The 24,219-nt window shown below is 63.2% G+C and carries 23 protein-coding genes; 15 read left to right on the top strand and 8 right to left on the bottom strand.

Annotated features, from left to right (window positions below; all coding sequences use genetic code 11):
• Positions 1-473 precede the first annotated feature (473 nt).
• From IAE34_RS21755 to dksA, 5 genes are all read right to left on the bottom strand, one after another.
• Complete coding sequence (locus IAE34_RS21755) at positions 474-1,922, bottom strand: sigma-54-dependent transcriptional regulator (protein WP_200141019.1); 1,449 nt, start codon at positions 1,920-1,922, stop codon at positions 474-476.
• A 4-nt stretch (positions 1,923-1,926) separates the two neighbouring features.
• A complete protein-coding gene (locus IAE34_RS21750; RefSeq protein ID WP_200141018.1) occupies positions 1,927-4,902 on the bottom strand; it encodes a sensor histidine kinase in 2,976 nt (991 codons plus the stop codon).
• Positions 4,886-5,062: a hypothetical protein gene (locus tag IAE34_RS21745; RefSeq protein WP_003250005.1), complete on the bottom strand. Its 177-nt coding sequence runs from the start codon at positions 5,060-5,062 to the stop codon at positions 4,886-4,888. Before IAE34_RS21745 ends, IAE34_RS21750 begins: the two co-directional genes overlap by 17 nt.
• Positions 5,063-5,225: 163 nt before the next feature.
• Complete coding sequence (gluQRS, locus tag IAE34_RS21740) at positions 5,226-6,113, bottom strand: tRNA glutamyl-Q(34) synthetase GluQRS (protein ID WP_200141017.1); 888 nt, start codon at positions 6,111-6,113, stop codon at positions 5,226-5,228.
• Between the two features lie 61 nt (positions 6,114-6,174).
• Positions 6,175-6,615, bottom strand: a complete 441-nt coding sequence (gene dksA / locus IAE34_RS21735) for an RNA polymerase-binding protein DksA (protein ID WP_200141016.1) — start codon at positions 6,613-6,615, stop codon at positions 6,175-6,177.
• 210 nt (positions 6,616-6,825) lie between these two features.
• Here dksA and IAE34_RS21730 point away from each other — a divergent pair, with 210 nt between their 5' ends.
• On the top strand, positions 6,826-7,998 hold the full coding sequence (locus IAE34_RS21730; RefSeq protein WP_200141015.1) for a pyridoxal phosphate-dependent aminotransferase: 1,173 nt from the start codon (positions 6,826-6,828) through the stop codon (positions 7,996-7,998).
• Positions 7,998-8,711: a DNA/RNA nuclease SfsA gene (gene sfsA, locus IAE34_RS21725; RefSeq protein ID WP_200141014.1), complete on the top strand. Its 714-nt coding sequence runs from the start codon at positions 7,998-8,000 to the stop codon at positions 8,709-8,711. Before IAE34_RS21730 ends, sfsA begins: the two co-directional genes overlap by 1 nt.
• Here sfsA and IAE34_RS21720 read toward each other — a convergent pair.
• Positions 8,701-9,018: a Rieske (2Fe-2S) protein gene (locus tag IAE34_RS21720; RefSeq protein ID WP_200141013.1), complete on the bottom strand. Its 318-nt coding sequence runs from the start codon at positions 9,016-9,018 to the stop codon at positions 8,701-8,703. The genes sfsA and IAE34_RS21720 overlap by 11 nt on opposite strands.
• Before the next feature lie 152 nt (positions 9,019-9,170).
• On the opposite strand from IAE34_RS21720, the gene IAE34_RS21715 reads away from it, so the two are divergent.
• The 3 genes from IAE34_RS21715 to IAE34_RS21705 are packed head-to-tail and all read left to right on the top strand — an operon-like array spanning position 9,171 to position 11,853.
• A complete protein-coding gene (locus tag IAE34_RS21715) occupies positions 9,171-10,052 on the top strand; it encodes a heme/hemin ABC transporter substrate-binding protein (RefSeq protein WP_200141012.1) in 882 nt (293 codons plus the stop codon).
• Between the two features lie 50 nt (positions 10,053-10,102).
• The gene (locus IAE34_RS21710; RefSeq protein WP_200141052.1) at positions 10,103-11,086 is read left to right on the top strand and encodes a FecCD family ABC transporter permease; all 984 of its coding nucleotides are present in this window, start codon (positions 10,103-10,105) and stop codon (positions 11,084-11,086) included.
• Entirely contained in the window at positions 11,086-11,853 is a 768-nt protein-coding gene (locus IAE34_RS21705; RefSeq protein WP_200141011.1) for a heme ABC transporter ATP-binding protein, read from the top strand. Before IAE34_RS21710 ends, IAE34_RS21705 begins: the two co-directional genes overlap by 1 nt.
• A gap of 208 nt (positions 11,854-12,061) precedes the next feature.
• On the opposite strand, the gene IAE34_RS21700 is transcribed toward IAE34_RS21705, so the two are convergent.
• The gene (locus tag IAE34_RS21700) at positions 12,062-12,337 is read right to left on the bottom strand and encodes a TfoX/Sxy family protein (RefSeq protein ID WP_200141010.1); all 276 of its coding nucleotides are present in this window, start codon (positions 12,335-12,337) and stop codon (positions 12,062-12,064) included.
• Positions 12,338-12,544: 207 nt separating this feature from the next.
• Entirely contained in the window at positions 12,545-14,107 is a 1,563-nt protein-coding gene (locus IAE34_RS21695) for a bifunctional aminoglycoside phosphotransferase/ATP-binding protein (RefSeq protein WP_200141009.1), read from the bottom strand.
• Between the two features lie 115 nt (positions 14,108-14,222).
• On the opposite strand from IAE34_RS21695, the gene mrcB reads away from it, so the two are divergent.
• From mrcB to msrQ, 10 genes are all read left to right on the top strand, one after another.
• Positions 14,223-16,544 (top strand): penicillin-binding protein 1B, encoded by a 2,322-nt coding sequence (gene mrcB, locus IAE34_RS21690; protein ID WP_200141008.1) that lies wholly within the window; start codon positions 14,223-14,225, stop codon positions 16,542-16,544.
• A gap of 38 nt (positions 16,545-16,582) precedes the next feature.
• The gene (locus IAE34_RS21685; protein WP_200141007.1) at positions 16,583-17,326 is read left to right on the top strand and encodes a tetratricopeptide repeat protein; all 744 of its coding nucleotides are present in this window, start codon (positions 16,583-16,585) and stop codon (positions 17,324-17,326) included.
• Positions 17,323-17,655 carry a YqcC family protein gene (locus IAE34_RS21680; protein ID WP_200141006.1) on the top strand — a complete coding sequence of 111 codons (333 nt, stop codon included), beginning with the start codon at positions 17,323-17,325 and terminating at the stop codon, positions 17,653-17,655. The genes IAE34_RS21685 and IAE34_RS21680 overlap by 4 nt, the downstream gene beginning before the upstream one ends.
• A 46-nt stretch (positions 17,656-17,701) precedes the next feature.
• Positions 17,702-17,869 carry a hypothetical protein gene (locus IAE34_RS21675; RefSeq protein WP_200141005.1) on the top strand — a complete coding sequence of 56 codons (168 nt, stop codon included), beginning with the start codon at positions 17,702-17,704 and terminating at the stop codon, positions 17,867-17,869.
• Between the two features lie 194 nt (positions 17,870-18,063).
• Positions 18,064-19,788: an acetolactate synthase 3 large subunit gene (locus tag IAE34_RS21670; protein WP_200141004.1), complete on the top strand. Its 1,725-nt coding sequence runs from the start codon at positions 18,064-18,066 to the stop codon at positions 19,786-19,788.
• Between the two features lies 1 nt (position 19,789).
• Positions 19,790-20,281, top strand: a complete 492-nt coding sequence (gene ilvN, locus IAE34_RS21665; protein WP_003250040.1) for an acetolactate synthase small subunit — start codon at positions 19,790-19,792, stop codon at positions 20,279-20,281.
• Between the two features lie 54 nt (positions 20,282-20,335).
• Positions 20,336-21,352, top strand: coding sequence for a ketol-acid reductoisomerase (gene ilvC, locus IAE34_RS21660; RefSeq protein ID WP_200141003.1), 1,017 nt, complete (start codon positions 20,336-20,338; stop codon positions 21,350-21,352).
• A gap of 150 nt (positions 21,353-21,502) precedes the next feature.
• Entirely contained in the window at positions 21,503-22,354 is an 852-nt protein-coding gene (pssA, locus tag IAE34_RS21655) for a CDP-diacylglycerol--serine O-phosphatidyltransferase (RefSeq protein ID WP_200141002.1), read from the top strand.
• Positions 22,355-22,432: 78 nt separating this feature from the next.
• The gene (gene msrP, locus IAE34_RS21650) at positions 22,433-23,446 is read left to right on the top strand and encodes a protein-methionine-sulfoxide reductase catalytic subunit MsrP (protein ID WP_200141001.1); all 1,014 of its coding nucleotides are present in this window, start codon (positions 22,433-22,435) and stop codon (positions 23,444-23,446) included.
• A complete protein-coding gene (gene msrQ, locus IAE34_RS21645) occupies positions 23,446-24,057 on the top strand; it encodes a protein-methionine-sulfoxide reductase heme-binding subunit MsrQ (RefSeq protein ID WP_200141000.1) in 612 nt (203 codons plus the stop codon). Before msrP ends, msrQ begins: the two co-directional genes overlap by 1 nt.
• Positions 24,058-24,219: the final 162 nt, after the last annotated feature.

The raw sequence follows: 24,219 nt of genomic DNA, 5'->3' as shown, positions 1-24,219 counted from the left end.
TTGCTTTGGTCGCTGAATCATGTTGATCATCGATCCAACCAGTTCGGGCACTGCTTTAGTGCAGTTCTTGTTGTTCTCTGCCTGGTTGTGGGGCAAGCCCCAAACACAACGCCTCTCCAAAAGAATCAGTTAGCTGCGCCTCCGCCGTGTTGTTCTTGTTATGCGTGAGCCGTTTCGTCTTGTTCTTATTATGAATTGCCGTGCTTGTTATTGTTCTTGTACGAAAGATATAGCAGGTGGCGTGCCAACTTTTTGAAACCCAACAAAATCAGGGGTTTGATGGGTTTTCGCGCCAGGGGACGGTAGGAGGATCGGGGCCTTTTCGTTACCGTATGCCTCGAATTGTTACGCTGAGACAGGTGTGGGTAACAGATTTTTCACAACGAGGCGTGTGCGGTCAGGCGAGGAGGGTGCTTCGCACAGCCCTCTCGTTCGGCCAGGGGCCATCGCAGGGCTGTGCGAAGGGTGATGGTTCAGTTTTCGCTGGCCATGTTGCTCTTGCGCCTCGGGATTCCCAGGCGCTGGCGGCGTTCCCACAGGCACTTGCGGCTGACCCCGAGCTTGCGCGCCAGCTCGGTCTCGGTCATGTGATCCTGGTGCTCGAGCACGAAATGCTGGAAATAGTCTTCCAGCGACAGGTCTTCGGTGGGCTCGTGGCTGGCATTGCTGCTGCCGCCCCCCGTGGCCACGTGCAGAGCTCCGAGGTCGTCGTCCTCCAGGTCGCTCAGCTCGATGTCGATGCCCAGTAGCTCGGCCGAGATTTCCGGACTCTCGCTCAGGATGACCGCGCGCTCGACGGCGTTTTCCAGTTCGCGCACGTTACCTGGCCAGCTGTAGTGACGGATGGCCTGCTCGGCATCGGCGGCGAAGTGAAGGTCGTCCCGGCCGATGCGCGCGCTCTGGCGCGCCAGGAAAGCGTCGGCGATCTGATTCACGTCGCTGCCGCGTTCGCGCAGTGCCGGCAACTTCAGGGCGATGACGTGAAGGCGGTAATAGAGGTCTTCGCGGAACTGCCCGGCCTTGGCCAGGCTCTTCAGGTCGCGGTGGGTCGCGGCGATCAGGCGCACGTCGACCTTCTGCGACTGCACAGAGCCGACCCGACGAATCTCGCCCTCCTGCAGAACGCGCAGCAGGCGTGCCTGGGCCTCGAGCGGCAACTCGCCGATCTCGTCCAGGAACAGCGTGCCGCCGTCCGCGGCTTCCACCAGTCCAGCACGCCCAGCGCTGGCACCGGTGAACGCGCCTTTTTCATGGCCGAACAGTTCCGACTCGATCAGGGTTTCCGGGATCGCCGCGCAGTTCACCGAGATCATCGGTGCCTTGGCGCGGCGCGATAGATTGTGCAGCGCACGGGCGACCAACTCCTTGCCGGTACCGGATTCGCCCTGGATCAGCACATTGGAGTCGGTGGGCGCGACCTTGCGGATCTTGCCGAACAGGTCCTGCATGGGCGCGCAGGCGCCAATGATGCCTATTTCGCCGTTCGCCGCGGCGTTGCCCGGCCTGTCGCCTGCCGAACTCTTGGCGGCGCTGCGCGGCTCGGCGACAGGGGCTGGCGCGGCCGCGAGGTTCTGTCGATCGCGCAGAATGCGCGCGACCGCCTGGAGCATTTCGTCGTGATCGAAAGGCTTGGCGATGTAATCCACCGCGCCCATTTTCATCGAGTCGACGGCCGAGCGCAGACTGGCATAGCTGGTCATGATCAGCACGGGCTTGCCCTCGCCGAGCTTGATCAGCTCGGTGCCAGGTGCGCCGGGCAGGCGCAGGTCGCTGACGATCAGGTCGAAGGAGGCAATGCTGAAGCGTTCCTGTGCTTCCTGGACCGAGCCGGCTTCGCTGACCTGATACTGGTTGCGCTCCAGCAGTCGGCGCAGGGCCGAGCGAATGATGGTTTCGTCTTCGACGATCAGAATGTGCGGCATTGATTCAATTCTCTCGACGGTCTCGAATGTCTGGGGACGTCGCTACGACATGCCTGGGCAGGGTCACGCGGATCCGGGTGCCGCATTGCCGATCGAGATCGGCCGGGCTGTCGATGGTGATTTGTCCATAATGCTCTTCCACAATGGAATAGACCAGAGCGAGGCCCAGTCCGGTCCCTTCGCCAGGGTCCTTGGTGGTGAAAAAGGGCTCGAACAGCCGGTCCATGATGCCCTTGGGAATCCCGCTGCCTTCGTCTTCGACGATCAAGTCAACCGTGTGCTCGCTCGCTTCGCTGCGCACGCGCACGGCACTGCCCGGGGGCGAGGCGTCGCGGGCATTGGACAGCAGATTGATGAGCACCTGGGCCAGGCGTTGCGGGTCGCCTTCGGCCCAGTGCTCGGGGTCGCACAGGTTGAAGAACTGCACCTCGAAATTGCGCCGGTTCAGTGCCAGCAGCCCGATCGCGTCCTGCGCCACCTCGGCCAGGGACACCGGCTCCTCGTTGTTCTGATGACTGCCGCCAGCGTGGGCGAAACTCATCAGCGACTGGACGATGCGCGATACGCGTTTGGTCTGCTCGAGGATCTGGCTGGACAGCTCGATGATCTCGACATCGTCTTCGCGCTCTTCACGCAGGTTCTGCGCCAGGCAGGCGATGCCGGTGATGGGATTGCCGATCTCGTGGGCCACGCCGGCGGCCAGGCGGCCGATGCTGGCCAGGCGTTCGGAGTGCACCAGTTTTTCTTCCAGCGCCTGGTTTTCCGTGAGGTCTTCGACGAGCAGCACCAGACCGCTGTTGCCCGGTGCCAACGGCTCGTCGATCGCCGCCTTGTGCAGGTTGAGCCAGCGCGGCTGGCCATCGAGGGCCAGCCGCTGCTTGTGCAGGTGCTCGTCGGGCAGGTCGATGAATCCTTGGAGCAGGCCGCGCCAGGGCTCACCGATGGTGATCAGCCGCGAGCCGACCACATGCTTGGCGGCGATCCCGGTCAGTTCTTCCATGGCCCTGTTCCACATCAGGATTTCCTGGTCCTTGGCCAGCGAGCAGACGCCCATGGGCAGCTCCTGCAGGGTCTGGCGGTGGTAGCGGCGCAGGGCGTCGAGCTCCGCAGCCAGGCCAGTGAGGCGTGAGTGGTAGTCCTCCAGCCGGCTCTCGATGAAGTGGATGTCCTCGGTGACGTAGTTCTCGTTGCCTGACTTGTAGGGCAGGAAGGTTTCGACCATGTCCTGGGCCACGCTCGGGCCCATCAACCCCGACAGGTTGGCTTCGATGCGGTCGCGCAGCCGGCGCAGGGCGTACGGCCGGCGCTCGTCGAACGGCAGGTAGAGGTCGCGCAGGGCCTGCTCGACTTCCTTCTGCGCAGCCTTGGCGCCCAGCGGCTTGGCCAGCTGGGTGGCGAACTCCTGAGGCGAAGCGGCGTGCAGTTCACGGCGCTGCGGCCGGCGCACGTTGTCCACCGCGCAGGCCTCGGCCGCGCTGACCTCCTCGCTGCTGGCATTGGTGAACAGCGAGATCAGGGTGAACAGCAGTACGTTGGCTGCCAGCGAGGCGATGGCCGCCATGTGCCAGCTGGTGTCGTCCAGCACGTAGATCATGTCCAGCAGCGGGATGTAGAACCCCTGCACGTTGCCCAGCAGCGGCAGCAGCATAGCCACCAGCCAGACCAGCGTGCCCGCGATCAGGCCAGCGATGAAACCCCGTCGATTGGCGGTGGGCCAGTACAGCACGGACAGCACACCCGGGAGGAATTGCAGCGTGGCGACGAAGGCGACGATGCCCAGGTTGGCCAGGCTCTGGTGGGTGTTCTGGGTCAGGTAGAACATGAAGCCAGCGGTGATGATCGCCACGATCAGCGCGCGGCGAGTCCATTTCAGCCAGCGGTAGATGTTGCCCTCGGCCGGTGGCTGGTACAGCGGCAGCACCAGGTGATTGAGCGCCATGCCCGACAGCGCCAGGGTGGTGACGATGATCAGGCCGCTGGCCGCCGATAGCCCGCCGACATAGGCGAGCAACGCCAGGGCCTGGTTGTCGGCGGCGATGCCCAGCCCCAGGGTGAAGTACTCCGGATTGGTACTGGCCCCCAGGCGCAAGCCGGCCCACAGGACCAGGGGCACTGCCAGGCTCATCAGCAGCAGGAACAGCGGCAGGCCCCAACTGGCGCTGACCAGCGCGCGCGGGCTGAGGTTCTCGGTGAACGCCATGTGATACATGTGCGGCATGACGATGGCCGAGGCGAAGAACACCAGCAGCAGCGTTCGCCATGGCCCTTCCTGCAACGGCGTGTGCAGTGCCGCCAGGGCGGTCTGGTTCTGCAGCAGCCAGACCTCCAGCTCGTGCGGACCGCCAAACACGCCATACAGCGCATACAGGCCGATCCCGCCCAGGGCCACCAGCTTGATCACCGACTCGAAGGCGATGGCGAACACCAGGCCCTCGTGCTTTTCACGCGTAGCGATATGCCGCGAGCCGAAGAAAATGGTGAACAGCACGATCAGCACGCAGAAGGCGAACGCCACCCGCGCCTTGACTGGCTCGCCGGTCAGGATGCTGATGGAGTCGGCGACCGCCTGGATCTGCAAGGCCAGCAGCGGTAACACGCCGATCAGCATGATCACGGTGGTGAGGGCGCCCGCCCAGGTGCTGCGAAAGCGAAACGCCAGCAGGTCGGCCAGCGAGGAGAGCTGGTAGGTGCGGGTGATCTTGAGAATCGGGTAGAGCAGCACCGGGGCCAGCAGGAAGGCACCGGACACGCCCAGGTAACAGGCCAGGAACCCATAGCCATATTGATAGGCCAGGCCGACCGAGCCATAGAATGCCCAGGCGCTGGCGTAGACGCCCAGCGACAGGGTATAGGTCAGCGGGTGACGGATGACCGAGCGCGGGATCACGCCGCGCTCACTGATCCAGGCCACGCCGAACAGCACCAGCAGGTACGCGGCGCTGATCAGGATCATCTGGGTCAGGCTAAAGCTCATCGGCATCTCGTTGGCTCTGCAGGATGAAGGTGACGACGATCAGGATCAGCCAGAGCAGGTAAGGGCGGTACCAGGCTCCGGTCGGTTCGATCCACCAGTCCATGATGGCCGGGGAAAACAGGTAGATACCCACGACCAACAGCAGGACCAAGCGATAGATATACATGCGGGCCTCGATGGCAGGGCGCCGGGTTGGCTTCTCGTCATTGGCGCAAGGAGTCGGGGGATGCTAGCGGGATTCGTGCAGGTTGGCCAAGGATTTGAGTCGTCTGGGCATGCGCCGTCCGCTCGGGTAGGCGCTGGGGTGCGCGTGCGAGCGCTCGGTGCAATCAGCGCAGGTCTGCCTCGGGTATGCAGGGGCGCATCGGAATCGCTTCGGGGCGCCACAGGACCACTGCCTCGGCCAGCACTTCGCTGGGTGGTGCGTCGGTCGGCATGTTCGCAACGGGCTGCCCCAGTGCTCTCAAAGCTCTCAGCAACAGGGGGGTAACCTGCTCGGTCGCCAGCGGCGGGGAGCGGTAGGACTTGCCCAGCTTGTGGCCGTCCGGTTGGGTGATCAGGGGAATGTGCAGGTAGCGCGGTTGAGAGAAGCCAAGCAGCTCCTGAAGGTAGAGCTGGCGCGGGGTGTTGTCGAGCAGGTCGGCGCCACGCACGATGTCGGTCACGCCCTGCCAGGCGTCGTCGAGCACCACCGCCAGTTGATAGGCATACAATCCGTCCCGGCGCTGGATGATGAAGTCGCCCACCTCGCGGCCCAGGTGCTGCTGAAAATGCCCCTGCACTCGATCGTCGAAAGCGTAGGTCAACTCGGGCACGCGGATACGGATCGCTCCCGCCTCGCGTGGGTGTCCGGCGTTGCGGCAATAACCTGGGTAGAGACCGCCCACCCCTTCGAGCTGCCTTCGCGAACAGGTGCAGGTGTACGCCAGCCCCATGTTGAACAGGCGCTCGACCACCGCAGCATAAGCCTCGTGACGTTGGCTCTGGAACACCACTTCACCATCCCAGTGCAGGCCATAGCCCTCCAAGGTCTGCAGGATGGCATCGCGCGCACCGGGCATCTCCCGCGGCGGATCGGTATCTTCCATGCGCAACAGCCAGCGCCCGCCTGCTGCGCGCGCATCGAGCCAGGAGGCGAGGGCGGCGACCAGGGAGCCAAAGTGCAGATAGCCGCTGGGGGTGGGGGCGAATCGACCTGTGTAGTGACGGTTGGTCATGGGCGTATCAGGCTATAAATGAAAAGGGGCGCATGATGCGCCCCTTCGGATGACGTCGGAATCAGCCTTTACCGGCCGATTTTTCCTTTTTCTCGGCAATTTCCTTGCAGTCGAAGCACAGATCGGCGGTAGGGCGGGCTTCCAGTCGGCGCAGGCCGATCTCGATGCCGCAGGTGTCGCACCAGCCATAGTCTTTGTCCAGGATCTTCTGCAGGGTCTTGTCGATCTTCTTGATCAACTTGCGCTCACGGTCGCGGTTACGCAATTCGAGCGCGAATTCCTCTTCCTGGCTCGCACGGTCGGCGGGGTCCGGGAAGTTGGCTGCCTCGTCCTTCATGTGATCCACGGTACGGTCCACACTCTGCATCAACTCGCCCTTCCAGGCGTTGAGCAGCTTGGTGAAGTGGTTGCGCATGGGCTCGCCCATGTACTCTTCACCTTTGGTCTCGACATAGGGCTCGACACCGTACAGGGTGGTTTTTTGCTTTTCTACGGTGGACATGAATAGACCGCCTCTCACTCATCTGATCCAATGCGCAGGATGCTCCATTTCCGGCGACCGCCGGCCCTGCGACTGCGAGCCGCCGAACTTACCAGATAGATCGGGGGTTGCGCTAGCCCGCCCGATCCGAGGTATTGACAGCGGCCCGTGGCGTCCGTTCTGTGGTTTTGCACAGTTGATTCACCAGTCTAGTTCAAACGAGAGGCGGCAATGGCCCACTCCTACAGCGCGCGCAGCCGCGCCATCGAACCTTTTCATGTCATGGCGCTGCTGGCGCGGGCCAATGCGTTGCAGGCGGCAGGCGAGGACGTCATTCACCTGGAGATCGGCGAGCCTGACTTCACCACCGCCGCACCGATCGTCGAAGCCGGTCAGGCTGCATTGGCTGCCGGCCACACCCGCTACACCGCCGCCCGGGGCCTGCCCGCCCTGCGCGAGGCGATCGCCGGTTTTTATGCGCAGCGTTACGAGGTGTCGATCGATCCTGAACGTATCCTCATCACGCCGGGCGGTTCCGGCGCGTTGCTGCTGGCCAGCAGCCTGCTGGTGGATCCGGGCAAACACTGGCTGCTGGCCGATCCGGGGTATCCCTGCAATCGCCATTTCCTGCGCCTGGTGGAAGGTGGCGCGCAACTCGTGCCAGTGGGGCCAGAAGTCAATTACCAGCTCAGCGAGGAACTGGTGAGACGACACTGGCACGCCGACACCGTGGGCGCCCTGGTCGCCTCGCCGGCCAATCCCACCGGGACGGTACTGGACCGCCAGGCACTTTCCGGCCTGTCCGAGGCCACGCGCGAGCACCATGGGCACCTTGTGGTAGACGAGATCTACCATGGCCTGACCTACGGCATGGAAGCCCCCAGCGTGCTCGAGGTGGATGACGAGGCATTCGTCCTCAATAGTTTTTCCAAGTATTTCGGCATGACCGGATGGCGCCTTGGCTGGCTCGTTGCCCCACCCTCGGCGGTGGCCGATCTCGAGAAGCTGGCCCAGAACCTGTACATCAGCGCGCCGAGCATGGCCCAGCACGCGGCGCTGGCCTGCTTCGAGCCGCACACCCTGGCCATTCTCGAAGAACGCCGCGCCGAGTTCGCTCGCCGTCGCGACTACCTGCTACCCGCTTTGCGCCAGCTCGGTTTCAGGATTGCGGTCGAGCCTCAGGGCGCCTTCTATCTCTATGCCGACATCAGCGCTTTCGGCGGCGATGCCTACGCGTTCTGTCAGCATTTTCTGGAAACCGAATACCTGGCCTTCACCCCGGGGCTGGACTTCGGTCGCCACCAGGCCGGCCACCATGTGCGCTTCGCCTACACGCAGAGCCTGCCGCGCCTGGAAGAGGCCGTACAACGCCTGGCCCGTGGCCTGCGCAGCTGGAGGGGCTGATGGAGTTTTCTCCGGCACTGGAGCCAGCGCGTCTGCTGCGCCGCTACAAGCGCTTTCTCGCCGATATCGAATTGCCCTCTGGCGAACAGATGACCATTCATTGTCCCAATACCGGCTCGATGCTCAACTGCATGCGCGAGGGCGGCCTGGTCTGGTTCAGCCGCTCCAATGACCCGAAGCGCAAGCTTCCCGGTACTTGGGAAATCAGCGAAACGCCCCAGGGGCGGCTGGCGTGCGTCAACACCGCCAGGGCCAATGGGCTGATCGAAGAGGCCCTGCGCGCCGGGGTGATCCGCGAGCTGGCCGGGTTCACCGCATTACGCCGTGAAGTGGCCTATGGCGAAGAAGGCAGCCGCATCGATTTTCGCCTGGAGTTAGATACCGCTGCGGCCTATGTCGAGGTGAAGAGCGTCACCTTGGGCTACCCCGATAGCACCGTGGCGGCCTTCCCCGACGCGGTCACCCAGCGCGGAGCCAAGCACCTGCGCGAGCTCGCGGCCCTGGCACGGCAGGGCATTCGCGCCGTCCAGTTGTACTGTGTCAACCTCTCCGGCATCGAAGCGGTGCGCCCGGCCGAGGAGATCGACGCCGCCTACGCGCGCGCATTGCGTGCGGCGGTCGCCGATGGCGTCGAGGTTCTGGCCTATGCGACCCGTCTGGACGCCGAGCGCATCGTGGTCGATCGACGCCTGCCGGTACTGCTCACGCCATGAGCCAGATCCCGGCGCTGTCTTCGTGACAGGCCAGGGCCTGCAAGGCCTCGCCTTCGCAGGGGCCGGACACGCACTCGCCAGACTCGATCAGAAACAGCGCACCATGGTGGGCGCAACGGATCAGGCTGGCGCTGTCGTCGAGAAAAGCGTCCGCTGTCCAGTTCAGTCCGATGCCGCGATGGGGACAACGGTTGCGGTACAGGTAGACCTGCCCCTGACGGCGAATCGCCAACAGCGAGCGACCGGCCAGGCTGAAGCCGCGGCTGCAGCCTTCGGCGAGTGAGTCGGTGGAGCAGAGCAGGTGCATGACAGCGGACACTCCAGGTCATTAGTGATCGCTTGACGCTTCAATGCGAATAATTATCAAATTGACGGTATCCGCTGCGCCAGCCCTCTCATGGTGCGCAGTTGCGCCGGCCACCACAAGGTGCCAGCCCTTTGAAGCGAAGGAATTCGACGATGCGCCGTACTGCTGCCCTGTTTGCCTTCTGCGCCGGTCTTGCCCTGGGTTCACAAGCCCTGGCGGCCGATCCGCCCCAGCGTTGGGTCAGTGCAGGAGGTGCGTTGAGCGAGTGGATTGCGGCACTGGGCGGCGAAGCGCGGCTGGTGGGGGTGGACACTACCAGTCAGCACCCACCTTCGCTCAAGGCGTTGCCGAGCATCGGTTATCAGCGCCAGCTCTCTGCCGAAGGTATCCTCAGCCTGCGTCCGGACCTGTTGGTGGGAACCGAGGAAATGGGCCCGCCGCCGGTGCTGGCGCAAGTGCGGGCAGCCGGTGTACGTGTGGAGCTGTTCTCCGCCGAGGCCGACCTGACGGCCCTCGATCGGAACCTCGAGCACCTTGGCGCGCTGCTCGGCGCCGAAAAGCCAGCCCGCGAACTCAGCGCTCGCTACCACGAGAAACTCGACCAATTGAAAGGCAGGCTCGCGCAAGCCCAGACGCAGCAGAAGGCACCAGGGGTGCTGCTGCTGGTCGGGCATGCGGGTGCCAAACCGCTGATCGCGGGCCAGGGCACGGCCGGTGACTGGCTGCTGCGACAGGCGGGTGGACGCAACCTGGCCGAGCATCAGGGCTACAAGAATTTTTCCGTCGAAGCCCTGGCCGGTCTGGACCCCGACGTGGTGGTGTTCTCCGACCGAGCCTTGGACGGCGAACAAGCGTTGACCGCCTTGCTCAAGGAGAACCCCGGGCTGGCAGCCTCGCGTGCGGCCCGTGACAAACGCCTGGTCGCGCTTGATCCGACCTTGCTGGTCGGTGGGCTGGGGCCGCGTCTACCGGCCACCCTGGACGAACTGGCGGCAGCCTTCTATCCGGCCGCCAAGGCCAGCCTCGCGCCATGAGGCAAAGGATTCGGCCACGCACTTTGTTCATCTGGCTGATATCACTGTGCTTGCTGGCCGTGTGGCTGTCCCTGGCGCTGGGGCCGGTGAGCCTGCCGTTGCTGGACGTCCTGCGCGCCGGTGGGCGGCTGCTGGGATGGCCACTGCCGGGCGCAGGACTGGAGCAGGCCGAATTGATCCTGGGACAGATACGCCTGCCTCGAACGCTACTGGGTCTCACCGTCGGCGCCGTGCTGGCGCTGTCCGGCGTGGCGATGCAGGGGCTGTTTCGCAATCCGCTGGCCGACCCCGGACTGGTCGGCGTCGCCAGTGGTGCGGCCCTCGGTGCCGCGGTCGCCATCGTCGGCGGCAGTTGGCTGGGCCCAGTGCCTGAGGTCATGGCGCCCTATCTGCTGTCGCTCTGCGCCTTCGTCGGCGGCCTGGGGGTGACGGCGCTGGTGTACCGGTTGGGTCGCCGAGAGGGACAAACCGACGTGGCGACCATGCTGCTCGCCGGTATCGCCATGACCGCCCTGGGGGGCTCGGCCGTCGGCTTGTTCACCTATCTGGCCGACGACGCCACCTTGCGTACCCTGACCTTCTGGAACCTGGGCAGCCTCAATGGCGCCAGCTACCAGCGCCTGTGGCCACTGTTGCTGGTGGCGCTCGGGGTGAGCCTGTGGTTGCCGCGTCGCGCCCAGGCGCTCAATGCCTTGCTGCTGGGTGAATCCGAAGCCCGTCACCTGGGCATCGAGGTGGAGTCGCTGAAGCGCGAGCTGGTGCTCTGTACGGCACTGGGCGTCGGTGCGGCAGTGGCGGCGGCGGGCCTCATCGGCTTCATCGGTCTGGTGGTACCGCATCTGGTACGACTGGTGGCCGGGCCGGATCATCGCGTGCTACTGCCCGCCTCTCTGCTGGCCGGGGGCGCCCTGTTGCTGTTTGCCGACCTGATCGCGCGCCTGGCGCTGGCACCCGCGGAGTTGCCGATCGGCATCGTCACGGCGTTCATCGGTGCACCGTTCTTCCTGTTTCTCCTGGTCAGGAGGGCACGCTGATGATGGAGGTCGAGGACCTCTGGCTGTCGCGCGGCGGCGTCGACGTGCTGCAGGCCATCGACTTGCGAGTGCGCGCCGGACAAGTGCTGGGCGTGCTAGGGCCCAATGGCGCCGGCAAGAGCAGTCTGCTGGGTGCCCTGAGCGGCGAATTCACACCCAGCCGTGGCCGAGTGACGCTGCTGGGACGAGAGCTGGCGCAGTGGTCCGGTCCTCAGCGTGCCAGGCATCTGGCCGTACTGCCCCAGGCCTCCAGCCTGGGATTTGCGTTCAGGGTCGAGGAAGTCGTGAGCATGGGGCGCCTGCCCCATGACAGTGGCCTGCTACGCGACCGTGAAATCGTCGAGGCGGCGTTGCAAGCGGCCGATGCCGAGCACCTGGCTGCCCGCAGCTACCTGGCGTTGTCCGGGGGCGAACGCCAGCGTGTTCATCTGGCGCGGGTGTTGGCGCAGCTGTGGCCGGGTGGCGAAGGGGCGACACTGCTGCTAGACGAACCCACGTCGGCCCTCGACCCGCGGCACCAGCACACCACCTTGCAGGCGGTACGTCACTTCGCGAATCAAGGTGCTGCCGTGCTGCTCATCGTACATGACCTCAACCTGGCAGCGCGCTACTGCGATCAGGTCCTGCTGCTGGAGCGAGGGCGCAGCCACGCCTGTGGAGCGCCGACCGAAGTGCTCACGCGCCAGGCGCTCAAGGCTGTATTCGATATCGATGTGCTGGTGCACGCTCATCCTGAACTCGGCCACCCGCTGATCATCGCCCGCTGACGATTGAGGGCAAGGCCGCTTTGCCGCATGGCCAGCGCACGGGCAAAAAAAGACCCGGCAAAAAGCCGGGTCAATAACCGTGATTAGCCTGATGAGGAGATAATCTGAGAGTCCGAACCAAGGTCTTTCAGCTTATCCAACCAGTCTCGCGACCAGTTGTGATAATCATAACGATTCTCATTACGCAGTCAACCTCTTTTTATCGTCCTCACGATTTTTTTTGCGATGCTGCCTTGGCATTCAACTGCTGGTTCAATGCCTGCTTGCGTTCGGGCGGCAGGTCGTTCCAGTGCATGTCGAGCAACGCCGCCTCAATGGCGTACAGCAGTACTTTCGACGCACGAAATCCCCGGGTTCTGACAGCCTGGTAAGCACCTACCGCACCCAGACGGCGCAAATCGGAGACGCTGTGGATGCCGGAGGCGTGCAACCACTGCGCGGAGGTCTTGCCCAGATTCTTCAGATGCTGCAGTTCATCGTTCATCGAGCCTCCCTGCGTTGGCCGATCGGTTCTGTGGATAAATCGCGAGCGGTCAGTCTGCAGTGTAGCGGGGCCTGGCAAAGGTGCGGCCATTTGCCAGGTGGTCTCCACGAACTCAGACTCAGGACGGTGCCGCAGACCCTGCGCCGTAGGTAGGGCCTGCCGCAGAGGCGATAAAGCTGATGCGCGGTGGCTCTGCCTGGTGAGGCATCACAATCCAGGCAGACGCTGACGGATCTGCTCGATCAACTGGTCCATGCTGCCGCTTTCATGGGTGTCGACGCGCTTGCCATGCAGCGCTTCGTCGTCGTCCAGGGGTTCGCGGCTCGCCTGCTGGGCCTTCACGACCTCCAGGGTGGCGTCGGAAGGATCGACATTTTCCGTCTGACGCTGCTCCAGCCAACTGATGATCACGGCCTCGGGCGCCTGGCAGTCCAGGATCAGGAAAGGCACTCCGGTGCTGCTGGCCACCTGAGCCGCCGCCCGGCGCTGTTCGCGCTTGAGGTAGGTGGCGTCGAGTACCACTGGGAAGCCGGCCTGCAGAATGGTCTGGGCCAAGCCGTGCAGGCGCTGGTAGGTCGCTGCGCTGGCGTCCTGATCGTAGATACCCGCTTGCAGCTCACCGAGGTTCCCGGCGTCCTGCTGGCCGAACAGACGCTTTCGCTCGACGTCCGAGCGAACACGAATCGCCCCCAGCGACTCGACCAGGCGCATGGCGACATGGCTCTTGCCGACCGCAGAGACCCCATGGGTGATGGCCAGTAGGCGAGAAGGGATGGCGCTGTAGCTTTCGGCAAGGTCGGCATACTTGCGGTAGGTGCGCAAGGTGGTGGCGCGCTGCACGCCGCTGGCGTCCGGAGCCAGGCTGAACAAGGCGACTTTCGCGCGCACCAGGGCTCGATAGGCCTTGTAGAAGTTCAGCAACTCCAGGCCCTGATAATCGCCAGTGAGTTCCAGGTACTGGCTGATGAAGCGTCGGGCCAGGCACTTCAGGCCACGGTCCTCCAGGTCCATGGCCAGGAAACCGACGTCGGCATAGACGTCTGTCAGGCGAAATGGCTCGTTGAACTCGATGCAGTCGAAGATCACCACTTTATCGTCGATCAACGTGGCGTTGCCCAGATGGATATCGCCATGGCATTCGCGGATGAAACCCTCGCGCTTGCGCGTTTCGAGCAGGCCGTGGAGGCGGTCGAAGCTGCTGCGCGCCCAGGCTTGCAGGGCATCGAGTTGTTGCAGGTCGGCCTTTTCGCTGAGGAAGGGCCGGATCTGCTCGAAATTCTGCTCCACCGGCGCCATCACGGCATCCGGAGTGCCCAGGGGGTGCTCGACCGGTACCTGCGGGGCCTGCAGGTGGAAGTCGGCGATCTGCCGCGCCATCTGGTCGATGTGCCCGGCGGTGAGCTCGCCGTTGGCTTGCAGCGTGCCCAGCAGTTGGCCCTGGGGGAACTGGCGCATCTTCAGTGCGTATTCGATCACCTCGCCGCTGCCACCCAGTTGCGGGGCGTCGGCAGAGCCGGTGATCGGCAGCACGTCCAGGTACAGGCCGTCGGTCAGGCGCTGGTTCAGGCGCAATTCTTCGTTACAGAAATGCTGGCGCTGCTCCAGGCTGGTGAAATCGAGGAAGCCGAAGTTCATCGGCTTCTTGATCTTGTAAGCGTAGTCACCGGTGAGCAGCACCCAGGAGATGTGCGTCTCGATGAGCTCGAAACCCTTCACGGGATGAGGGTAGAGGGCGGGGTTCTGCAGCGCGCTGATCAGGGCTTGGCTCACGGAGATCCTTCCGATGTAGGGGAATTCGAAGCCACTATTATGGTCAATGCTGGCGCCCCTGCCTACCGCCGCAGGCCGACCCCAGCCCTGCGCAAAATGCGTATAATCCGCCGCCATGACTCGTACTCGAAACTCCCGAACCCCGAAAAAACGTCCGCCCAGCCGCTCCCGTGTCTGGCTGGGCTGGGCGCTCAAGCTCAGCCTGGTCGGCCTGGTGGTGATCGCCGGCTTCGCGGTGTACCTCGACGCCATCGTCCAGGAGAAATTCTCCGGCAAGCGCTGGACCATCCCCGCCAAGGTCTATGCCCGGCCGTTGGAATTGTTCGTCGGCCAGAAACTGGGCAAGGACGACTTCCTCACCGAACTCGACGCCCTTGGCTATCGCCGCGAGACGGCGGCCAATGGCCCGGGCGAGGCTTCGGTCAATGGCGCGACGGTCGATCTCAATACCCGCGGCTTCCAGTTCTACGAGGGCATGGAGCCGGCGCAGTTCGTGCGCGTGCGTTTCTCCGGTGACTATGTCGCCGGGCTCGCCGGGGCCAATGGCGCCAAGCTCGACGTGGTGCGCCTCGAACCCTTGATGATCGGCGGTATCTACCCGAAGAACCTCGAGGACCGCATCCTGATCAACATCGATCAGGTCCCGCCCTATCTGCTCGACACCTTGATCGCCACCGAAGACCGTGACTTCTACAGCCACCACGGCGTTTCGCCCAAGTCCATCGCCCGGGCGATGTGGGTCAATACCTCGTCCGGCGCCATGCGTCAGGGTGGCAGTACGCTGACTCAACAGCTGGTGAAGAACTTCTTCCTCACCAACGAGCGCAGTCTCAGCCGCAAGCTGACCGAAGCGATGATGGCGCTGTTGCTCGAGTTGCACTACGACAAGCGCGAGATACTCGAAGCCTACCTCAACGAGGTCTTCATCGGGCAGGACGGCCAGCGAGCGGTGCACGGCTTTGGTCTGGCCAGCCAGTTCTTCTTCAGCCAACCGCTGTCGGAGTTGAAGCTGCACCAGATCGCCTTGCTGGTCGGCATGGTCAAGGGCCCGTCCTACTACAACCCGCGTCGCTATCCCGAGCGCGCCCTGCAGCGCCGCAACCTGGTGCTGGACCTGCTGGCGCAGCAGGGCGTTGCCAGTCAGGAAGTGGTCGATGCGGCGAAGAAGATGCCGCTGGGCGTGACCAAGCGCGGCAGCCTGGCCGACAGCTCGTTCCCGGCCTTCCTCGACCTGGTCAAGCGTCAGCTGCGTCAGGACTATCGCGACGAGGATTTGACCGAAGAAGGCCTGCGCATTTTCACCAGTTTCGATCCGATTCTGCAGATGAAGGCCGAATCGGCCATGACCGAAACCTTCAAGCGCCTGGCAGGGCGCAAGGGCGCCGAAGACGTCGAGTCGGCCATGGTGGTGACCAACCCGGAAACCGGCGAAGTGCAGGCATTGATCGGCAGTCGCCAGTCGGGCTTCGCAGGGTTCAACCGGGCCATCGATGCCGTGCGGCCGATCGGTTCGCTGGTCAAGCCGGCGGTCTACCTTACCGCCCTCGAACAACCCAGCAAGTACACCCTGACCAGCCTGGTGCAGGACGAGCCGTTCTCGGTCAAGGGCGCCGATGGTCAGGTATGGCGTCCACAGAACTACGATCGCCGTCCCCATGGCACCATCTATCTGTACCAGGGCCTGGCCAACTCGCTGAACCTGTCCACGGCCAAGATCGGCCTGGAAGTGGGCGTCCCCAATGTCATCAAGACCATTGGCCGCCTTGGCGTGCAGGTGGACTGGCCGGCGTTCCCGTCGATGCTGCTCGGCGCGGGTGGCTTGTCGCCGATGCAGGTCGCGACGATGTACCAGACCATCGCCAATGGCGGTTTCAACACCCCGATGCGCGGTATCCGTAGCGTGTTGACGGCCGAAGGCGAGCCGCTCAAGCGCTACCCGTTCCAGATCCAGCAGACCTTCGATCCAGGCGCCATCTACCTGGTGCAGAACGCCATGCAGCGGGTGATGCGCGAGGGTACCGGGCGGTCGGTGTACAACGTGCTGCCGAACAACCTCACCCTGGCGGGCAAGACCGGCACCAGCAACGATTCGCGTGACAGCTGGTTCTCCGGCTTCAGCCAGGATCTGCTGGCGGTGGTCTGGCTCGGCCGCGACGACAACGGCAAGACGCCCTTCACCGGTGCCACTGGCGCCCTGCAGGTGTGGACCAGCTTCATGCGCAAGGCCGATCCGCTGCCGCTGGACATGCCCCAGCCGGACAACGTGGTCAAGGCCTGGATCGATCCCAATACCGGACAGGGTTCAGACGCCAGCTGTCCGGGTGCGGTGCAGATGCCGTATATTCGCGGCAGCGAGCCGCAGCCAGGCACGGCGTGTGGCGGCGAGCAGAATACTGGCGAGTCGGTCATGGACTGGGTCAAGGGCTGGATGAATTGAGCGGCCTGCACTGCGGCCTGTACTGAAGAGGGTTTGACGTGAACAAGTGGTGGTTTCCTGCCTTGACTGCGCTGGCCGTGTTGCACGGCTGCGCCAGCGTCCCGCGTGGCGCCATTCCGGTGGTCGATTCGAGCACCCGGGTCTCCAACAGCGAGCGCGTCACCGCCAACCGTGGCGCGACGGCGCGCACGCCTAGCACGGGCACCGCCCAGGCGCAGTCGCTGCCGGAGGAGTCGGGCGTCACGGTGATGATTCCGCAAGGAGCAGGCTCGGCGCCGATCCAGACCTACCCGGCGCAGACCGCCTCTGCGCCACTGAGCACTGGCCCGATCACCACCAACCCCAACCCGGCGGGTGACGAGCCCTTCGACATCGCGGCCATGAGCAGCGCGCCAGCGGCCACGGCGCCGACCGGCATTCCGCGCAGTGGCGGTGGTGGCCTGTCTGCCGACGAACAGCTCGACGGCCCTGTCCTGGCCTTGCTCACCACCGCCCAGCAGCAGCAGGGTGGCGGCGACTTCAACGGTGCCGCGTCGAGTCTGGAGCGCGCTCAGCGTATTGCGCCACGTGAACCTCAGGTGCTGTTCCGCCTGGCCCAGGTGCGTTTGTCCCAAGGCGATGCCGCGCAGGCCGAGCAGTTGGCTCGCCGAGCCTTGACCTACGCCAATGGCCGGCCCGACCTGCAAGGAGAGCTGTGGAACATCATCGCCCAGGCGCGCGAGAAGCAGGGTGACAGCGCCGGCGCTGCCACGGCCCGACAGAAAGCCCGTACCGCGTCATGACCGAGCAGCGCATTCTCGACATCGCCGACCAACTGTTGCTGATCGAACGCGAATTGCAGGTGCAGGGGTGGTGGGACGAGTCTGCGCCCAGCGCCGAGGCGTTGGCCAGTACCGTACCGTTCGCAGTCGATACGCTGAAGTTCGAGCAGTGGCTGCAATGGATCTTCCTGCCACGCATGACACTGATTCTCGAGCACGGTCACCCGCTGCCCAGCGCGTCGGGCATCCTGGTGATGGCCGACACCGTGTTCTCCGATCGTCCGGAGCAGAGCCAGGAGCTGCGGCGCCTGTTGGCAGCATTCGACCGAACCATCAGCCTATCTGCCTGATTTTCTCCGTTTTTCCTTCAAGGGCCGCAGAATGTGGCCCTTTTTTATGGAAAACTTTATTTTCCTGCTGCTGACAATGATTTTCGTGGTGGCGGAATTTCATCTGATCCAAAAGTTGGCAATAATTTTTCTTGACTTGGGCGTGCTGAATCAGAAGAATCCAGTTTCCGCTGTAGGGGGACTGCCAGAAGCAGACCCGCTAGGCAGATCATGAGGCGCACACCCGCGCCGACTCGCTACACCCCGCAACGCGTTACCTCGCGCTGGGTGGGAAGACCCCGCAACACTCAGGGGCGCTCCCAATACTTGCTCAGTCAGTGCTGACGTTCGCTCATGCTCTGCTTGGCAGTAAACCTATTAAGACCCGCCCGGATGGGGCGGTATTCTGGCGTTTTAGAGGTGAACAACGTGGAGCTTTTATCTGGCGCTGAGATGGTCGTCCGCTTCTTGCGTGACGAAGGCGTTAAGCACATCTACGGGTACCCCGGTGGTGCTCTCCTGCATGTCTACGATGCCCTGTTCAAGGAACCGGAAGTCGAGCACATCCTGGTTCGTCACGAACAGGCTGCCACCCACATGGCCGATGGTTATGCCCGCGCCACCGGCAAGGCCGGTGTGGTCCTGGTGACCTCCGGCCCCGGTGCGACCAACGCCATTACCGGCATCGCCACGGCCTATATGGACTCGATCCCGATGGTCATCCTGTCGGGTCAGGTGCCCAGCACCATGGTCGGCACCGATGCCTTCCAGGAAACCGACATGATCGGCATTTCGCGACCGATCGTGAAACACAGCTTCATGATCAAGCACCCCAGCGAGATCGCCGAGACGCTCAAGAAAGCCTTCTATCTGGCGCAATCCGGTCGTCCAGGCCCGGTCGTGGTCGATATCCCGAAGGACATGACCAACCCGGCCGAGAAGTTCGAGTACGTCTATCCCAAGAAGGTCAAGCTGCGCTCGTACAGCCCGGCGGTCCGTGGCCACTCCGGCCAGATCCGCAAGGCTGCCGAGATGCTCGTGGCCGCCAAGCGTCCGATCGTCTACGCCGGCGGCGGCGTGATCCTGGGCGGCGGCTCCGAAGCGCTGACCGAAATCGCCAAGTCGCTGAACCTGCCGGTGACCAACACGCTCATGGGTCTGGGTTGCTTCCCGGGCACCGACCGTCAGTTCCTCGGCATGCTGGGCATGCACGGCAGCTACACCGCCAACCTGGCGATGCACAACGCCGATGTCATCCTTGCGGTCGGTGCTCGCTTCGACGATCGCGTGGTCAATGGTCCGGCCAAGTTCTGTCCGAACGCCAAGATCATCCACATCGACATCGACCCTGCGTCGATCTCCAAGATGATCAAGGCCGACGTGCCGATCGTCGGTCCGGTCGAGAGCGTGCTCGGCGAAATGCTGACCATCCTCAAGGAAATTGGCGAGAAGCCCGAGAAGGCTGCGCTGGATGCCTGGTGGAAGCAGATCGAGGAGTGGCGCGGTGACCGTGGCCTGTTCCCTTACGACAAGGGCGACGGTAGCGTGATCAAGCCGCAGCAGGTCATCGAGACCCTGTGCGAAGTGACCCATGGCGATGCTTTCGTCACCTCCGATGTGGGCCAGCACCAGATGTTCGCGGCGCAGTACTACCGGTTCAACAAACCCAATCGCTGGATCAACTCCGGCGGCCTGGGCACCATGGGCTTTGGCTTCCCCGCCGCCATGGGCATCAAGCTCAACTTCCCGGATCAGGACGTGGCCTGCGTCACCGGCGAAGGCAGCATCCAGATGAATATCCAGGAGCTGTCCACCTGCATGCAGTACGGCCTGCCGGTGAAGATCGTCAACCTGAACAACGGTGTGTTGGGCATGGTTCGCCAGTGGCAGGACATGGCCTACAACGGCCGTCACTCCCACTCCTATGTCGAGTCGCTGCCCGATTTCATCAAGCTGGCCGAGGCCTATGGCCATGTCGGCATTCGCATCACCAGCCTCGAGGACCTCAAGCCGAAGCTGGAGGAGGCCTTCGCGATGAAAGACCGTCTGGTGTTCATCGACATCGCGGTGGACCGATCCGAGCACGTCTATCCAATGCAGATCAAGGATGGCTCGATGCGTGACATGTGGCTCAGCAAGACGGAGCGTACCTGATATGCGGCATATCATTTCCCTGCTGCTGGAAAACGAACCCGGTGCCCTGTCGCGCGTGGTCGGCCTGTTTTCCCAGCGCAACTACAACATCGAAAGCCTGACCGTCGCGCCGACCGAAGATCCGACGCTCTCGCGCCTGACGCTCACCACCGTCGGTCATGACGAGGTGATCGAGCAGATCACCAAGAACCTCAACAAGTTGGTGGAAGTGGTCAAGCTGGTCGACCTCTCGGAAAGCGCCCATATCGAGCGCGAGCTGATGCTGGTCAAGGTCAAGGCGACCGGTGCCCAGCGCGCCGAGATCAAGCGCACCACGGACATCTTCCGTGGCCAGATCGTCGATGTCACCGCCAGCGTGTATACCGTGCAACTGAGCGGCACCAGCGACAAGCTGGACAGCTTCATCCAGGCCATCGGTACCGCCTCGATCCTCGAAACCGTGCGCAGTGGCGTCACCGGTATCGCCCGTGGCGACAAAGTCCTCAGCATCTAACATCATCAATTAGCGATGGCCCTGCGGGGCCGAGATATAACCAGGGGTATTTCCATGAAAGTGTTCTACGACAAAGACTGCGACCTCTCGATCATCCAGGGCAAGAAGGTCGCCATCATCGGCTACGGCTCCCAGGGTCACGCCCAGGCGTGCAACCTCAAGGACTCCGGTGTGGACGTCACCGTCGGTCTGCGTAAAGGTTCGGCCACCGTGGCCAAGGCAGAAGCCCACGGCCTGAAGGTCGCCGACGTGGCCAGCGCCGTCGCTGCCGCCGACCTGGTCATGATCCTGACCCCGGACGAGTTCCAGGGCGCGCTGTACAAGAACGAGATCGAGCCGAACATCAAGAAGGGCGCAACCCTGGCCTTCTCCCACGGTTTCTCGATCCACTACAACCAGGTCGTTCCGCGTGCCGACCTCGACGTCATCATGATCGCGCCCAAGGCCCCGGGTCACACCGTGCGCTCCGAGTTCGTCAAGGGTGGCGGCATCCCCGACCTGATCGCTGTCTACCAGGACGCCTCGGGCAACGCCAAGAACGTCGCGCTGTCGTACGCCGCCGGCGTGGGCGGTGGCCGTACCGGTATCATCGAAACCACCTTCAAGGACGAGACCGAAACCGACCTGTTCGGTGAGCAGGCCGTTCTCTGCGGTGGCACTGTCGAGCTGGTCAAGGCCGGTTTCGAAACCCTGGTCGAGGCTGGCTACGCCCCGGAAATGGCCTACTTCGAGTGCTTGCACGAGCTGAAGCTGATCGTCGACCTCATGTACGAAGGCGGTATCGCCAACATGAACTACTCGATCTCCAACAACGCCGAGTACGGTGAGTACGTCACTGGCCCCGAGGTCATCAACGAAGAATCCCGCAAGGCCATGCGCAATGCGCTGAAACGTATTCAGGATGGCGAATACGCGAAGATGTTCATCAGCGAAGGCGCTACCAACTATCCTTCGATGACCGCCAAGCGTCGCAACAACGCCGCCCACGGCATCGAGATCATCGGTGAGCAACTGCGCTCGATGATGCCTTGGATCTCGGCCAACAAGATTGTCGACAAGACCAAGAACTGAGTCTGTTTCGATCGGTGAAAAACGCGGCTTTGGCCGCGTTTTTTCGTTTAGACGGTGCGCTTCTGGTATAAAGCGACCCAGGGCCTGTTGTCAGAACCTGTCTCGCCGGCCCCTGTCGAACCTATTCCACCCCGCTGCAAGGTACTTTTCATGACCGAACGTCCCGAAGAGCCGAACAAGCCCTCCGACGCCGAAAGCCTGCTACCTGTCGATGAGCATGTCGAAGAAGGTCACGACGCCGAAGGGCGCAAGGTCCGGCACCGCGGTATCTATCTGCTGCCCAACCTCTTCACCACGGCCAACCTGTTCGCCGGCTTCTACTCGATCATCAATTCCATCAGTGCGCAGAGCGCCTTGAGTGCAGGCGATCCGCGCGAGGCGAGCAAGTACTTCGCTTTCGCTGCCATCGCCATCTTCGTCGCCATGGTCCTCGACAGCCTCGATGGCCGCGTGGCGCGCATGACCAATACCCAGAGCGCCTTCGGTGCCGAGTACGACTCGCTGTCGGACATGGTCGCCTTCGGCGTCGCCCCTGCCTTGCTGGCGTTCGGTTGGGCCTTGGGCGACATGGGCAAGGTCGGCTGGATGGTCGCCTTCATCTATGTGGCCGGTGCTGCGCTGCGTCTGGCGCGCTTCAACACCCAGGTCGGCATCGCCGACAAACGCTACTTCATCGGCCTGGCCAGCCCGGCCGCAGCCGGCGTAGTAGCCGGTACGGTGTGGGCATTCAGCGATTACGGCATCCAGGGTTCGAAGTTGTCGTTCCTGGTCGCCCTGCTGGTGGCGGCGGCTGGCATGCTCATGGTCAGCAACATCAAGTACAACAGCTTCAAGGAGCTGGACCTGAAGGGCCGCGTCCCCTTCGTCGCCATCCTGGCGGTAGTGCTGGTGTTCGCCGTGGTGTTCAGCGACCCGCCGCGTATCCTGCTGCTGATCTTCCTTGGCTACGCAGCGTCCGGGCCGGTGCAGTATCTGCTGCGTGCTCGTCGCCGCAAGCGCTGAAATAAATGTTAATGCTGGAATAACCTTCCGGCTCCAGAGTCCTACTGGTACATCCGTCACCCGTGCTCTGGAGCCGCCATGCTCATCAAGCTTCCCAGGTCGTCCGACTGCCGCGAGTCGGAAGTCACGCCCGAAAGTCTCTACTTATCGCGTCGCTCCGTGCTCGGTGCTTCCCTGGCCGGGTTCGCCCTGGGTGCCCTGCCTGCATTTGCCCAGGCCGACCAGCCCTCGCGCTATGCCGATGTCGAATCCGGGGCAGCGCCTGGCTGGTTCGATGACAAGCTTGGAACGGCTCGCTGGCAGGCGGTGACCGTCAAGGACGAGGCGATCACCCCGTTCAAGGACGCCACCCACTACAACAACTTTTACGAGTTCGGCCCTGACAAGGGCGACCCGGCCGCCAATGCGGGCAGTCTCAAGACCGAGCCCTGGAGCGTGGTGATCGATGGTGAGGTCGGCAAGCCCGGTCGCTACGCGCTGGAAGACTTCGTCAAACCGCTGCAACTGGAAGAGCGTATCTACCGTCTTCGTTGCGTCGAAGCCTGGTCCATGGTCATTCCCTGGCTGGGCTTTTCCCTGGCGGCGGTGCTCAAGCAGGTGGAGCCCACTTCCAAGGCGCGCTACGTGCGCTTCGAGACCTTGAAGGATCCCGAGCGCATGCCTGGGCAGCGCTCCGGTTTCGCGCTGATCGACTGGCCCTATGTCGAGGGGTTGCGCTTGGACGAGGCGATGAACCCGTTGGCGATTCTGGCGGTGGGCATGTACGGGCGTGAGCTGGTCAACCAGAACGGTGCGCCTCTGCGCCTGGTGGTGCCGTGGAAGTATGGCTTCAAGAGCATCAAGTCGATCGTGCGCATCAGCTTGGTGAGTGAGCAGCCCAGTACCACATGGCAGGGCCTGGCGCCTACCGAGTATGGGTTCTACGCCAACGTCAATCCCGAGGTCGATCACCCGCGCTGGAGCCAGGCTCGCGAACGAAGGTTGCCCAGCGGTCTGTTCAGTCCTAATGTCCGGGCTACCCAGATGTTCAATGGCTATGAGCAAGAGGTCGCTTCTCTCTATAGCGGTCTTGATCTGCGGAAGAATTATTGATGCGCTATCCCTGGTTTCGCCTGGCGATCTTCGTGGGTGGATGCCTTTTTCCGGCCTGGTGGTTGTATGAAGCGGCGATGAACCTGCTGGGCCCCGATCCAGGCAAGGTATTGATGGATCGCGTAGGGCTCGGCGCATTGATCTTTCTGCTCATCAGCCTGGGTATGACGCCTCTGCAGAAATTGTCGGGATGGTCTGGCTGGGTCGTGGTCCGGCGGCAGTTGGGGTTGTGGGCATTCGCTTATATCGTGCTGCACATCCTGGCCTACCTGTTCTTCATTCTCGGATTGGACTGGGGGCAATTGACCGTCGAGCTGCGTAAGCGACCGTACATCATCGTGGGGGCGCTCGGATTTCTGGGGTTGCTGACGCTGGCAGTCACGTCCAACCGCTACAGCCAGCGTCGGCTGGGCGCGAGGTGGAAGAAGCTGCACCGTCTGGTCTATGCCGTACTGGCACTCGGTTTGTTGCACTACCTGTGGATCGTTCGCTCGGATCTGCGTGAGTGGGCGATCTATGCAGTTGCCGGAGGGGTGTTGATGGCGTTGCGGATTCCGGTTGTCGCTCGACGGCTAGGGCAGATTGGGCGCCAGCGGGTGAGGGCGGGTTAGGCCGACAGGGTCCCTGGCGCCTAGGCCTGCCATTATTCTCGGACGGTGCCAATGAAATATCCGTTTCAGTGCCCATTTGGTGTTTATTTCAAATTAACCCTTGACCGTTTCTCGGATCCCCTTATAATGCGCCCCACTTCCGCAGCAAACGGAACGCAAAAC

The sequence above is a fragment of the Pseudomonas sp. S30 genome (assembly GCF_016518545.1).
Taxonomy (GTDB): Bacteria; Pseudomonadota; Gammaproteobacteria; order Pseudomonadales; family Pseudomonadaceae; genus Aquipseudomonas.
Note: the sequence above shows the minus strand (reverse complement) of the source record. Positions and strands in the feature narration are given on the sequence as shown.

Excerpts from the sequence above, each read along its gene's own strand:
- IAE34_RS21680 (WP_200141006.1), top strand. The coding sequence starts at position 17,323 with ATGACCGAGCAGCGCATTCTCGACATCGCCGACCAACTGTTGCTGATC.
- ilvC (WP_200141003.1), top strand. The coding sequence starts at position 20,336 with ATGAAAGTGTTCTACGACAAAGACTGCGACCTCTCGATCATCCAGGGC.
- IAE34_RS21715 (WP_200141012.1), top strand. The coding sequence starts at position 9,171 with ATGCGCCGTACTGCTGCCCTGTTTGCCTTCTGCGCCGGTCTTGCCCTG.
- IAE34_RS21745 (WP_003250005.1), bottom strand. The coding sequence starts at position 5,062 with ATGTATATCTATCGCTTGGTCCTGCTGTTGGTCGTGGGTATCTACCTG.
- IAE34_RS21675 (WP_200141005.1), top strand. The coding sequence starts at position 17,702 with ATGGAAAACTTTATTTTCCTGCTGCTGACAATGATTTTCGTGGTGGCG.
- msrQ (WP_200141000.1), top strand. The coding sequence starts at position 23,446 with ATGCGCTATCCCTGGTTTCGCCTGGCGATCTTCGTGGGTGGATGCCTT.
- IAE34_RS21705 (WP_200141011.1), top strand. The coding sequence starts at position 11,086 with ATGATGGAGGTCGAGGACCTCTGGCTGTCGCGCGGCGGCGTCGACGTG.
- IAE34_RS21730 (WP_200141015.1), top strand. The coding sequence starts at position 6,826 with ATGGCCCACTCCTACAGCGCGCGCAGCCGCGCCATCGAACCTTTTCAT.
- IAE34_RS21755 (WP_200141019.1), bottom strand. The coding sequence starts at position 1,922 with ATGCCGCACATTCTGATCGTCGAAGACGAAACCATCATTCGCTCGGCC.
- IAE34_RS21700 (WP_200141010.1), bottom strand. The coding sequence starts at position 12,337 with ATGAACGATGAACTGCAGCATCTGAAGAATCTGGGCAAGACCTCCGCG.
- pssA (WP_200141002.1), top strand. The coding sequence starts at position 21,503 with ATGACCGAACGTCCCGAAGAGCCGAACAAGCCCTCCGACGCCGAAAGC.
- IAE34_RS21720 (WP_200141013.1), bottom strand. The coding sequence starts at position 9,018 with ATGCACCTGCTCTGCTCCACCGACTCACTCGCCGAAGGCTGCAGCCGC.
- mrcB (WP_200141008.1), top strand. The coding sequence starts at position 14,223 with ATGACTCGTACTCGAAACTCCCGAACCCCGAAAAAACGTCCGCCCAGC.
- dksA (WP_200141016.1), bottom strand. The coding sequence starts at position 6,615 with ATGTCCACCGTAGAAAAGCAAAAAACCACCCTGTACGGTGTCGAGCCC.
- gluQRS (WP_200141017.1), bottom strand. The coding sequence starts at position 6,113 with ATGACCAACCGTCACTACACAGGTCGATTCGCCCCCACCCCCAGCGGC.
- ilvN (WP_003250040.1), top strand. The coding sequence starts at position 19,790 with ATGCGGCATATCATTTCCCTGCTGCTGGAAAACGAACCCGGTGCCCTG.
- msrP (WP_200141001.1), top strand. The coding sequence starts at position 22,433 with ATGCTCATCAAGCTTCCCAGGTCGTCCGACTGCCGCGAGTCGGAAGTC.
- IAE34_RS21750 (WP_200141018.1), bottom strand. The coding sequence starts at position 4,902 with ATGCCGATGAGCTTTAGCCTGACCCAGATGATCCTGATCAGCGCCGCG.
- sfsA (WP_200141014.1), top strand. The coding sequence starts at position 7,998 with ATGGAGTTTTCTCCGGCACTGGAGCCAGCGCGTCTGCTGCGCCGCTAC.